Origin of the sequence: Staphylococcus sp. AS1337 (assembly GCF_051408735.1) — a bacterium.
GTDB lineage: Bacteria > Bacillota > Bacilli > Staphylococcales > Staphylococcaceae > Staphylococcus > Staphylococcus xylosus_B.
This window is the reverse complement of the sequence record NZ_JBOIHZ010000003.1, coordinates 30,659-43,447: the sequence shown is the minus strand read 5'-3', so window position 1 is coordinate 43,447 and position 12,789 is coordinate 30,659. Positions and strand designations below refer to the sequence as shown.

The window sequence follows — 12,789 nt, the reverse complement described above, 5'->3', positions numbered from 1 at the left end:
GCTTGAGTTTATCTTTCAAAAATTTTAAATCATCGTTCTTATGCAAATAAAAATGAGAAAGAGAGAAATCAACTTTTAGATTATTGACTTCACTTTTTCTCATTAAATTACAATATAATTACTATTATTTAAAGTAATATTGCTGCAAGAATTGGAGCAACAACAACTACAATTACACCGACAATAACTAATGAAATAGATGCCATTGAAGCTTCTGTTTCACCAAATTCTTGTGCTGAAGAGACGCCTAAGGAATGTCCACTTGTGCCAAGTGCAAGGCCACGAGCGATAGGATTGGTAATATTAAATAGTTTGATTAACTTTGTACCGAGTGCGTAAATAATTACGCCATTTAATATAACAGCTAATGAAGTTAGTTCTTTAATTCCACCGATGTCCGCTGAAACAGGTAATGCAATAGCAGTTGTCGCACCTTGAGGTAACATAGATGCAATAATGCCATTAGAAAATTGGAATGCTTCAGCTATTAAGTATATGCAAATTAGTGCTGCCGTGGTACCTAATGTAATACCGCCTAGTACTTGTTTCCAGTATTTTTTTAAAACATCACGTTTTTTATATAAAGGAATAGCGAAACATATAGTCGCTGGTTCCAGGAAGAAATTAATGATGTCTCCGCCAATTTTATAATTTGCATAATCTATGCCAGTTAATTTTAGAAACGCTATACCTACTACCATACTTACAAATAGCGGTGTGAATAAGAAAAAGCCATTAGTTTTTTTAAATAAAAATGTGGCTATAATAAATGGTATCAATGAAAGTAAGATACCGAAATAGGGCGTGTTGATAGCTAAATGTTCAATCATAATTTATCCTCCGCAAGTTGTTTTTGTGGTCTTTTTCTTGGAATAAAGGATTTAGTTATAAGCATTTGAGCAAAGAACCCTGTACATAATAACAATAAGAGTGTTGAAATAATGATTAATAAAATAATTAGGATAGGGCTCGTACTTAAAATGCCTAGTGAATTAATAACTGATACACCTGCTGGTACAAATAGAAAACCAATATTGTTCGTTAACGTTGTGCCGACTTTCTCGACTTGACCAAGTTTAATAATACCTGTACATAGCGCTATAAATAGTAACACCAGACCTATAACTGAAGCGGGCATAGGAATTGGCATGAAACTTTCGATAATATTTGAAATGAGCATGATAATAGCAATCACAAGTGCTTGATGGAAAAAATTATACGTTTTTGAATGCTGAGTTTGTTCTGCATTTTGTTGTTTGTTTGCTTCCATAATTAAAGTTCCTCCCGTATTGATCTTGGGTTAATTATAAAATGAAAGCGATTACTTTAGTTGGATTGACAAGCGACTTACTAGACGTTGTCTCTGAAATGCATAAATTAGAACTTGAAAATCAAGATAACCCCATATCTTGTTTGAATGGTTTCATATAAGAGCGACTCACTTGGAATTTTAATTGATTAGTCATGGTTAATTGATAAGTATAGTTGAACCAATGTTCAATTGTTTGAATATGTGTCTTGTTAATTAAAGTGGCACGATGAATTCTCATAAATTGAGTAGTGTCTAATTTTTTTTCGTAATGGTTCAGCGGTTCAGAAGTCTCAAATTCATTGAGTGTCGTATTTATCGTTGTGACCCCGTTATTGACGGAAATTGCGATAATATCATCTAAATTAATAATATGAATACGCTCGTTAACTTCAATAGGGAGTACGTTTGGCGTATTCTCAAGTTTGTTGTGTGTCTCATTATGGTTATTATCATTATTTGTAAAATTTTGTTGTTCAATATTTGAGTTAAGCACTTGTTCAACTTTATGGATAGCTTGTGCGATTCGTTGTTGCTCAAATGGTTTCAAAATATAGTCAATAGCATCTAATTCAAATGCTTTTACCGCAAAAGTATCATGTGCAGTAGCGAAAATAATCAAAGGGCGATGCTTCATTTTTTTGATTTTATTAGCTAAATCCAGACCACTTTCATCCATTAAATTAATATCTAAAAAAATAACATCGTAGTTATCATAAAGTAATAATTCTAAAGCTTCAGAGATATTTTCGGCTTCTTTAATTAAATCAAAAGAACGAATCTTATTTAATAAATAGTGTAGTTCATTACGTGCTAGCGGTTCATCATCTACGATAATTGCCTTCATATTTACCCCTCCTCTGTAGTGTGATGTGGAATGGTACAACTTACTTTTGTACCTTGTTTATTTGATTCAAAATGAAGTTTAGCTTTATAGCCAAATAAACCATCTAATCTTTGGTTTAAATTTTCTAATGCACTTCCTGTACCAGATTCTGAATAAACACTAGTTTTCCCGATTTTATCAAGTTTGTTTACTGGTATGCCTTGTCCATTATCGGAGACAGAAATATTTAATCCGTAGTTATTTTGGTGGGCTTTTACAATAATATTGTTATCATACTTTCTATTTTTAAATGCATGTTTAATTGCATTTTCTACAAGGATTTGAATTGCAAAAGGTGGTACTAAAGCACCATAGCTTGAATCAGCGATATCAAAACTAACATTGAAACGATCTGGATAACGCGCTTGTTCTAATGATAAATAAGCCTCAACCTGCTGTAATTCTTTTTCTAAAGAAATGGTATTATTACGTGTACCTTGCAAATTTGAACGGAAAAATTGACTGAGTTGTAATAATAATTCTCTTGCTTTTTCACTATCGATTCGTACTAATGCTGAAATAGTATTAATTGAGTTAAAGAAAAAGTGAGGATTGACTTGAGCTTGGAGCGACTTAATCTCAGCATCTCTTATTAACGCATTTTGCGTTTCAGCTTGTCCAAGCTCAAGTTGGCTAGAAAATATATCTGCTAGTCCGGTTGCAAGCTGTTTATCTGAAAAGTTAACGTCATGCTTATTAGTAAAATAGAGTTTTAATGTACCGACTACTTCATTTTTTACATGTAATGGCATAACAATAGCAGCTTCTAGCGGACAACCAGGGTGGTTACAACCAATATCTTCACTTGAATAAGCTTCCTTTAAAGTTCCAGTTTGAATAGCAATTTTTGATAAATCCGTAATAATTGCTTTTTGTGCAACGTGATGATCACTTGCAACACCAACGTGAGTTAATATGTCTTTACGATTTGTAATAGCAACTGCTGAAACACGCATTAGGTTTAGAATGATTTCAGCAGCTTGTTTAGCGGATTGCTCATTTAAACCTGAACGGAAATAAGGTAATGTCTGATTAGCTAATTGTAAGACATCATGAGTTTGGATTGCACGGGTTTCTTCTTCTTTCTTAATTGTTGAAAGGATGATTGATAAAAATATAGCTGTACCTATTGAATTTATAGATATCATAGGTAAGGCAATAAGTTTTACTAACGTCCATGCGTGTACGGTATTATCAGAAAATACTAAGATACAAAGCATTTGAATAATTTCTGTAGCACCACCGATGAGCGCACCTTTTACAATAGTTGGATATCTATTAGCTCGCATAGCTTTATGACCAAAATAACCTGAAACAAGGGCAATAATGATAGAAGAAATTAAATATATGTATGCATCTGCACCTCCGATATAGACACGGTAAACCCCTGAAATCAGTGCTACAGCTAAGGCAACGAATGGACCACCGATTAGTCCTGATACTCCAATTGTTAATACACGTGTATTTGCTAACGATGCATCAGGGCTCAAATGATTATAGACCGTGCCGTTGATAATTTCATCACCACGAATTTGTACTCCAGTAAAATTTGAAAGCATGGAGAAACAACCAAATATGATAATCAGTTGCCATTGCGAACGTCGCTTTTCTCGGTCATTCATCATCGATTTAAAATGATTAATATTCATTAAAATATATGCAATCAGTATAATTAAACCAACGCGTTCTAATAATAAGATAAATAAATTTAACATGATTTCACCTTTTTTTAATTAGTTTGATATGGTTGATTATACAGAATTTTATAAAATTATGAGTTTTATGTGAATTATTTTTTATAAATTATATCCAATGTACCAATATAGCAGTGATTAGAGGGAAGAATCAAATTACTCTCTATGTAAATAACTACATAATTGACGCAGTTCTTTAGCATTATTAAGAGTTAAGTGTTATTTTATTTATATTGGCTTTTAAAAGGATTTGTAAAAAATATAGATATTAATATAAAATTAATTGCATATAATTATTACGGATTTTTAAACCAATTGTATCTTAAAAGATTAGTTTTGAAATAGATATAGACTTTTTTAGCGGTTTTTCAATTTGTATGGAGAATAACGTTAAAGGCGTGTATACCTGTTTTGAAATGTGATCTATGTGTTTATGGGAAATATAGGAGGAAAAAAGCATATGGAATCAACACATTCGTTTGAAGGAGATAATAAACTTCTTGTTGGTATTTTCTTAGGAGTCATTACATTTTGGTTGTTTGCACAATCATTAGTAAATATTGTTCCAGAGTTAGAATCATCATTTGATACGAATTATGGAACAATAAATGTGGCGGTAAGTTTAACTGCATTATTATGTGGTTTATTTGTAGTAGGAACAGGAGGGCTTGCTGATAGATATGGCAGGGTGAAAATGACCTATATCGGATTGATATTAAGTATTGTTGGTTCGTTATTAATCATAATACCAGGGTTTATGCCATTACTTGTTGTTGGACGCGCGATTCAAGGATTATCTGCAGCATGTATTATGCCTTCAACTTTGGCAATTATCAATGAATATTATATTGGTAGTCGTCGTCAGCGCGCATTGAGTTATTGGTCAATCGGTTCTTGGGGAGGCACAGGAGTTTGTTCGTTATTTGGCGGTGTAATGTCTACGTTTATTGGTTGGAGATCAATATTCATTATTTCAATTCTTGTAGCATTAATGGCAATGTATCTAATGAGACATACACCAGAAACAAAAGCCATACAAACTGAAGAAACAAAACAAGCTAAATTTGACATAGTAGGCCTTATTATTTTAATTATTGCAATGTTAAGTGTTAATTTGATTATCACAGAATCATCTGATTATGGGCTTTTCTCACCATTTATCATGTCACTAATTGTTGTATTTATTATTTCAACACTTTGCTTTTTATATTATGAAGGTAAAGTTAAAAATCCACTTATAGATTTTAAACTATTTAAACATAAAGGTTATAGTGGTGCTACAATCTCTAACTTCTTATTAAATGCAGTGGCAGGGACACTTATTGTCGCTAATACGTATTTCCAATCAGGATTACATTTTAGTTCTTTCCAATCTGGTGTCATGTCTATTACGTATTTAGTAGCTGTGCTTGTAATGATTAGAGTCGGAGAAAAAGTGTTACAAAAGATTGGTCCAAGAAGACCAATGCTAATTGGTGCAGCACTTAATGCTATAGGAATTATTTTAATTTCATTCACGTTCTTACCTACGCCAGTTTATATTGTAACTTGTATAATAGGTTATTTAATCTATGGTATGGGATTAGGTATGTACGCAACACCATCGACAGATACAGCAGTATCAACTGCACCAGAAGATAAAGTTGGGGTTGCGTCTGGTGTTTATAAAATGGCATCATCATTAGGAAATTCATTTGGTGTCGCATTATCTGGTACTATCTTTACTGTGATGACTGTAGTATCAAATATACAAGTTGGAGCAATGTTTGGCTTGTGGTTCAATGCAGCATTAGCAATTATCGCATTTTTGGCAGTACTCATATTAGTACCAAAAAATCAATTTAATAATTAACTTAAAACTAATAGAACTTTAAATTATAATTATTTATTGTCGAAACGGGATTGCGCATTCAATTTATAGAATTAATCGCGTAATTCCGTTTTTTATTTTTTGAATTTTTATATAAACTTTGCCATTCATACTATATTAAGTGAACAAATATTAATTTTACAAAGCTTTTTCATGAGAATATATTGATTATGAAATTAAAAGCGTATTATAATTGAGGAAGCGTTTACATTAGGAGGGGTTATGTGGCACAGGAACTATGGCAAACTTATGAAGATAGATTGGAATTATTAAAAAATTTAGTTAAACATGAAACGGTTACTAATACTCAAGGTGAGATTGCATTTCCTAATTTTGTAAAGAATCTGCTATTAAAATTGGATTATTTTCAACAGCATCAATCTCAGGTTTTACTTGAAGTTACTGAAGATGAAAAAGAAGCTGTTGTAGCTTTTTATCAGGCACCTACTTCTAAAAAAACAATCGTATTAATCAGTCATTTTGATACTGTAGGTGTAGAAGACTTTGGCTCATATAGTGAGTATGCTTTTAATCCTGATGCATTAGAGAATATTTTTAAAGAGAATAGTAGTTATCTTAGTGAAGATGCTATTGAGGATTTAAATCGTGATACATATTTATTTGGTCGTGGTGTAATGGATATGAAGGCAGGTTTAATGCTGCATTTATCCTTAATAGAACAAGCGAGTATCGAAGCATGGGATATTAATTTAATTTTAGTCACAGTACCAGATGAGGAAGTGAATTCTTCAGGTATGCGCAAAGCTGTAGAGACCATTGCAAGATTAAAACAACAACATCAGTTAGATATTCAGCTTCATTTAAACAGTGAACCTACTTTCCAACAGGCAAGTGCAGATGAACAGCATTATATATATTCTGGCTCTATTGGAAAAATAATGCCAGGTGTATTATGTTATGGAAAAGAAACTCATGTAGGAAACCCAATGGATGGATTGAGCTCTAACTTTATGATGAGTTATATTAATCAAGCGATAGAATATAATGGTGTATTTAAAGAAACATTTGAAAATGAAACGACACCTTTGCCTGTTTCGTTAATGACAAGAGATATTAAGCAAACATACGATGTACAAACACCATTTAGAACAATGGCATTATTTAATATGTTCCTTTTCAAACAGAAACCTGCTGACTTATATAGACAATTTATAGATATAGTAATAAAAGCAACAGAACGTTGTGAAAGTGATTGGTTATCAATTTTAGAAAGTGAAGATATTCCTTTTGATACTAAAATTAATGTACTGACATTTGAACAATTGAAAACATATGCGATTAAACATCATGGTGAAGCATTTATAAATAAAGAAATAACAGCAGTGATACAGCAAACTAAAGATCTACATTTACAAAGTATTAAAGTGACAGATAGATTAATGCAAATTTGCAGAAATATTGCGCCAGCGGTCGTGACTTTTTATGCAACGCCATATTATCCAGCAGTTAATACGTCTTATGATGTAAAAGTTGAGGAAACTATTGAATTGGTCCGTCAAACTTTAAAAGAACAATTTCAACGTAAAAGTGAACGTATACATTATTTTAATGGTATTAGTGATAGTAGTTATTTGAATTTTTCAGGCGACATGTCTCAAATGATTACTTATCAGCAAAACGCACCTAATTTTAATCAAACTTATTCGATTCCTTTTGAAGCGATACAAGCTATTAGTGCGCCAACCATACTCTGTGGACCAATCGGTAAAGATGCACATAAATTAAGTGAAAGATTACATAAGGATAGTGCATTTATAGAATTACCATTCGTATTAACTCGTATCGTAAAGTCATATATTTAAAACAAGATAAGTAATTATTTGATATAATTTTTTAAAATTTACTAATATTTTAGTATAAGTTTTGAAAAAATAGGGTATTACGATATATTGGTGAAGATATGTACTTTAAAAGTTCCACAAGAAGAAAATGGAGTGGTAAGCACATGCTAGAGGCGTATAAAGATTTTTGGAGAAAATATATAGATTTTAATGGCAAATCAAATAGACTAGAATTTTGGACACCTGTATTAATTCATATCATTATTATATTTATTATTGCGCTCATCGGTGTCGTTTGCTTTATTACAGGTATCTTTATTGTAGCGGCAATACTATCAGCTTTTGTGGGTATATTTGCTCTAGCGATAATCGTACCAATGTTTGCAATTACATTGCGTAGATTTTATGATGCCGGTAGAAAACGTGCAACAGCAATCATATTAATTGTACTGTCTATATTTGTTAATATTACCTTTGATATTATTCAAATCAATAGTGTTGCTATATCATTAAATATTATTTCGTTAATCTGTACAATTATCCTGGTGGTAGAAACATTATTACCATCACGTAATGTTGCTGATTCAGAATTAAAATGGTTATAATTTTATACAATGTCGAAAGTTATTTTAAAGAGATTTCGTCGTTCGGCACCTGCAAAATTGACTATAATTAAAAGAGATAGCAGTTTTACCTGAGATGAAGCTCATGTATAGGTGCCACCAACTCAATACCTAATTAAAGTAAAAGAGCTATATCCCTTGCTATTAAAGGATATAGCTCTTTTACTTTGGAAATAACTGCAATTTTAACCATTTGATAATAGTAAAAGCTATTAAAATTAGAATTTTATTTTCTCGGATACATAAGTTAAAAATGACGTGAAGTTGGAATAAAAAGTGAGCGGGTTGGATAGATGATTGTTAGTCATTTATTTACACAAGTCACCGTCTTTTTAACGGGAATATCGGACGATATGCTTGTGTGTTGCCATTTTCTATATACAAATTACCATAGCATAAAAATATTTAAGGTAGCTTGTGCATGTTGACTTTCTATGAACAATATATTAATCATTGGTGCTAGTCTAGACAGTATAAGTGCAGGTGTTTTTTGCCTAGTTTTTTATTAGTAATATTTAAAATTACTAATAATTATGACAAAAGGTTATAAACTATTGAATTTTTGATAATTTTCATTGTATTTAGAAAATTTAAAATTATAATGTAGGCATAAGGAGGGGTTTTATGGAGTGGTTAAAGTTAATTGGTATTCTAATTATTATATTAGGGTTCCTGTTTAAGATTGATACGATTGCAGTGATTTTAATTGCTGCTATTGTTACTGGTATCGTGTCTGGATTAGATTTATATGCCATTTTAGAAACATTAGGTAAAGCGTTTGTTGATAATCGTTTAGTTACATTATTTGTATTAACGTTACCAATGGTCGGTTTAATCGAACGATTCGGTTTGAAAAAACAAGCTTCTAACATGATAGGAAAGGTGAAACGTGTTACAAGTGGGCGTCTGATGACAATATATTTACTAATTAGAGAAATAGCTGGAGTGGCTTCAATACGCATCGGTGGTCATCCTCAATTTGTGCGCCCACTTATTAATCCAATGGTTCAAGGTGCGTTAAAAACTAGATATAATTTGAAAGACGATGAAGTTGATGAAGCAGACATTGAAAAGATAAAAGCACAAACTTCTGCAATGGAAAACTATGGCAACTTCTTTGGACAAAATTTATTCGTTGGTGCTGCAGGGGTTTTATTAATGGTAGGGACATTTCAATCATTAGGCATTAAGGTAGACGCAATTGAGTTAGTGCTGGCATCAGTACCCATAGCACTAATTGTATTAGTGCTTGTCTGGCTAAATAATATAAGATTTGATAAATATTTAGATAAAAAATATGATTCAAAGCAGGTGAATCGTGATGAGTGAACATGTATTAAATAATATCTTAGAAGTTTTTTATATTTTAATAGGTTTACAATTACTATATACTGCGTTTCGAATTTTGAAATCTTCTACACATAAAAAGAAATATGGCACAGCGTTATTTTGGATTTTGCTAGCTGCAACATTTATTGTTGGTCCATATATTCCAAATGTAATTAATGGTTTGTTTATTGTAATGATGGGGGTACTGACTTTATTTAAACAAGTGACAATTAATAATATAATAGATGTGACTGAAGAAGAAGGGGTGCTTGGTGCCCAAAAATATGGTAATAAGCTGTTTATTCCAGCTGTCATCTTAGCAATTGCAGCAATTGCTGTTTCAAATTGGACACCTTTAGGTGGTGCAATAGGTTTAGGTGTTTCTTCTATATTAGGATTAATAGCTGCATATATAGTAATTAAACCTAAAATAAAATATATATTTTATGATAGTGATCGACTAACGCAACAAATTGGTACTGTAGGTATTTTACCTCAATTTTTAGCTGCTTTAGGGGTATTATTTACAGTAAGTGGAGTTGGAGATGTCATATCGAAAGGTATTTCATCGGTATTGCCTGAAGGAAATCACTTGATAGGTGCAGCTGCATATATATTAGGTATGGTGTTTTTTACTATGCTAATGGGAAATGCTTTTGCCGCATTTACAGTAATCACTGCAAGCATTGGCATCCCGTTTGTCATCGCACAAGGTGGAGATCCTGTTATCGCAGGTGCATTAGCTATGACTGGTGGATTCTGTGGCACTTTGCTAACACCAATGGCAGCTAATTTCAATACATTGCCGGTAGCATTGTTAGAAATGAAACAAGAATTTGGGGTTATCAAAGCACAAGCGCCGATTGCACTTATACTTATAGTAATACATATTGGCTTAATGTATGTATGGGCGTTTTAACTAATTTCAATTAAAAAGGGAGCGTTTTAAAATGAGAATCTTAATAACTGGATTTGATCCATTTGGTGGAGAAGAAATTAATCCTGCATTAGAAGCGGTGAAACTATTACCTGATAATATTGAAGGACATACGATAGATAAGTTAGAAATACCAACTGTCTTTCATAAAAGCAAACATGTAATCGAAGCACGTATGAAACAATATGATTATGATATTGTGTTAGCAATTGGACAAGCAGGTGGAAGGTTTGAATTAACACCAGAGCGTGTTGGTATTAACATTGATGATGCCCGAATAGCAGATAATGAAGGTCAACAACCGATTGACGAATGCATTCACCAAGATGGGGAACAAGCGTATTTTTCTAACTTGCCTGTTAAACGTATGACCGAAACTATTAAAGCGAGTGGTGTACCTGCACGTTTATCTAACACGGCTGGAACCTTTGTATGTAATCATATTTTGTATCAATTAGGTTACTTACATGCAACACAATTTCCTAACATAAAATTCGGCTTTATTCATGTACCATTTATCCCTGAACAAGTTGTAGATAAACCGGAAAAACCTTCAATGTCTGTGGAAACGATTCGGAAAGGATTAAATGCTGCATTAGAAGCTATCATTGAGTCTGACGAAGATATTAAAGTAGCACTTGGAGAAACACATTAAAGTAAAGGTAAACAAATTCTATTGAAATTATATAAACAAAGGGACTAGGAAATCTTTAAAAAAGATTTCCTAGTCCCTTTTTATTTTATTTTATTTTATTTTATTTTATTTTAATTATCGTGTTCAGTACGTGTGTAATCCATTCGAATTTCGTTATATGTTTTGCCGAAGTAAGTAGGTTGTTTATATGGTGTTTTTTTAAATCCAACTTGTTCGTAGAAATTAATAGCGTTAGTATTTTCTTCTACAACCCAGAGTGTCACGTTATCTGGATAAGACAGTTCTAGTGCACGTTGTGTTAAAGCATATCCAATCATATGGCGTTGGTACTCTTCTAAAAGATACAACGCGTATATCTCACTCCAATTGTCAGATTCTGAAATAGATTTTGTCTTACCATAAGTGATGAATCCTACAATCTCATCCTTAACAGTTGCAACTAAGGTAGGAAGATCGTGTATAGAGGACTTCTTGATAAATTGTTCTTTATCAAGGTTTTCTAGGTAGTCGTTTTCAGAAATATGGTTATATGTTTTTAGCCAACTCTCGTAATGGACATTGGCTTTACCATGACGATCTTCCTCCGTCAACGCTCTAATTGTAAAATCCATAGAATGCCCCCCTCGCTAAACTAAATTGATGTTATTATAGCATCATTATTTTAAAAAAAGAAATTTTTCAATTCAAAAAAATTATAAAAAGTAAAAATATTAAGTGACCAAATAACAAAGTTTTAAAATACATTTAAGTCAATCTATGCATATCTAACGCATATCTAACTCATCTTGAAGATGAATTGCTTTGTTGCATGCCAGTTTACTGTAATAAGAATGCGCAAAATGCATTTGAATAATTAAAAATAATCCACCAACAGTCCAATATAACCCAAGTGCTGCAGCAGAGTGTAGGGAAATATACGTAATAAATATAGGTGATAAAACCATCAATACATAGTGTGTTTTTCTTTGATCTTTAGGATAATGACATGCATTCACTAATGGTTGGAAGAAATATACTATTGCTGCAATTAGTGAAATCCAAAAATTAGGTTCGGTTAAGCTGAACCACAAAAAGTCTGGATAACGATCAATACCATCTCCTGTAGGATACTTTAAAGTTATTATTAAAGCGAATAATATAGGTAATTGAATAAGTATCGGCAAACATCCTAGAACATTTTTTAAAGGATTAATATCATATTGTTTATAAAGATCTATTAGCGATTTTTGTGCTTCACTTTTTTCTTCTTGTGAATTTGCAATTTTAATATTGTTTCTTAACTCATCAATCTGCGATTGGACAATTTTTGTTTTTTCGCGCATCATATGCATATTTTTTACTTGTGCAAGCATAAAAGGAAGTAGAAAAAGTCTTATTAGTAACACGATTGTGATGATTGCTAAACCATAATTATCTCTGTACAAATGTCCTAATCCATGTAACAACATGTCTAGTGGGTGGACAAAAATTGAATAAAATAAGCCACTTCTAGTTTCATCTTTAGAATAATCACAACCAGTTAAAAACAAGGGGACTAATAATATCAAGAGCCTTTTCCAATACATTATATATTTCCTCCAATTAATTTGATGACAAATATAACTTTAACACAATATAAATGTTATTTTAAGGCTTTTATAATCCGATGTTAGCTGCATATTTAATATTGTAATAACGTAAAAAG

General features: G+C 31.9%; 12 protein-coding genes. 6 read left to right on the top strand and 6 right to left on the bottom strand.

Going from position 1 to position 12,789, the window contains the following annotated elements; all coding sequences use genetic code 11:
* Nucleotides 1-128: 128 nt before the first annotated feature.
* The 4 genes from lrgB to ACSUE0_RS05730 all read right to left on the bottom strand — a co-directional run bounded on the left by lrgB (nt 129) and on the right by ACSUE0_RS05730 (nt 3,910).
* Complete coding sequence (lrgB, locus tag ACSUE0_RS05745) at nt 129-830, bottom strand: antiholin-like protein LrgB (protein ID WP_119615149.1); 702 nt, start codon at nt 828-830, stop codon at nt 129-131.
* Nucleotides 827-1,270, bottom strand: coding sequence for an antiholin-like murein hydrolase modulator LrgA (lrgA, locus tag ACSUE0_RS05740; RefSeq protein ID WP_017722788.1), 444 nt, complete (start codon nt 1,268-1,270; stop codon nt 827-829). The genes lrgB and lrgA overlap by 4 nt, the downstream gene beginning before the upstream one ends.
* A gap of 121 nt (nt 1,271-1,391) precedes the next feature.
* Complete coding sequence (locus ACSUE0_RS05735; RefSeq protein ID WP_119615151.1) at nt 1,392-2,156, bottom strand: response regulator transcription factor LytR; 765 nt, start codon at nt 2,154-2,156, stop codon at nt 1,392-1,394.
* Nucleotides 2,157-2,158: 2 nt separating this feature from the next.
* On the bottom strand, nt 2,159-3,910 hold the full coding sequence (locus ACSUE0_RS05730; protein ID WP_119615153.1) for a sensor histidine kinase: 1,752 nt from the start codon (nt 3,908-3,910) through the stop codon (nt 2,159-2,161).
* A 439-nt stretch (nt 3,911-4,349) separates the two neighbouring features.
* Here ACSUE0_RS05730 and ACSUE0_RS05725 point away from each other — a divergent pair, with 439 nt between their 5' ends.
* The 6 genes from ACSUE0_RS05725 (at nt 4,350) to pcp (ending at nt 11,105) form a co-directional block, all read left to right on the top strand.
* On the top strand, nt 4,350-5,741 hold the full coding sequence (locus ACSUE0_RS05725; protein ID WP_119613397.1) for an MFS transporter: 1,392 nt from the start codon (nt 4,350-4,352) through the stop codon (nt 5,739-5,741).
* Nucleotides 5,742-5,983: 242 nt separating this feature from the next.
* Complete coding sequence (locus tag ACSUE0_RS05720; protein WP_436956485.1) at nt 5,984-7,582, top strand: M20/M25/M40 family metallo-hydrolase; 1,599 nt, start codon at nt 5,984-5,986, stop codon at nt 7,580-7,582.
* A gap of 143 nt (nt 7,583-7,725) precedes the next feature.
* The gene (locus ACSUE0_RS05715; RefSeq protein WP_107551502.1) at nt 7,726-8,166 is read left to right on the top strand and encodes a DUF805 domain-containing protein; all 441 of its coding nucleotides are present in this window, start codon (nt 7,726-7,728) and stop codon (nt 8,164-8,166) included.
* A 642-nt stretch (nt 8,167-8,808) separates the two neighbouring features.
* Entirely contained in the window at nt 8,809-9,513 is a 705-nt protein-coding gene (locus tag ACSUE0_RS05710) for a DUF969 domain-containing protein (RefSeq protein ID WP_119613394.1), read from the top strand.
* Nucleotides 9,506-10,432: a DUF979 domain-containing protein gene (locus tag ACSUE0_RS05705; RefSeq protein WP_119613393.1), complete on the top strand. Its 927-nt coding sequence runs from the start codon at nt 9,506-9,508 to the stop codon at nt 10,430-10,432. Before ACSUE0_RS05710 ends, ACSUE0_RS05705 begins: the two co-directional genes overlap by 8 nt.
* A 31-nt stretch (nt 10,433-10,463) precedes the next feature.
* Complete coding sequence (pcp, locus tag ACSUE0_RS05700) at nt 10,464-11,105, top strand: pyroglutamyl-peptidase I (protein ID WP_436956482.1); 642 nt, start codon at nt 10,464-10,466, stop codon at nt 11,103-11,105.
* A gap of 110 nt (nt 11,106-11,215) precedes the next feature.
* Here the strand turns inward: pcp and ACSUE0_RS05695 are convergent, their stop codons facing one another.
* Nucleotides 11,216-11,716, bottom strand: coding sequence for a GNAT family N-acetyltransferase (locus ACSUE0_RS05695; RefSeq protein WP_119613391.1), 501 nt, complete (start codon nt 11,714-11,716; stop codon nt 11,216-11,218).
* A 153-nt stretch (nt 11,717-11,869) separates the two neighbouring features.
* Nucleotides 11,870-12,670, bottom strand: coding sequence for a membrane protein insertase YidC (yidC, locus tag ACSUE0_RS05690; protein WP_436956480.1), 801 nt, complete (start codon nt 12,668-12,670; stop codon nt 11,870-11,872).
* Nucleotides 12,671-12,789: the final 119 nt, after the last annotated feature.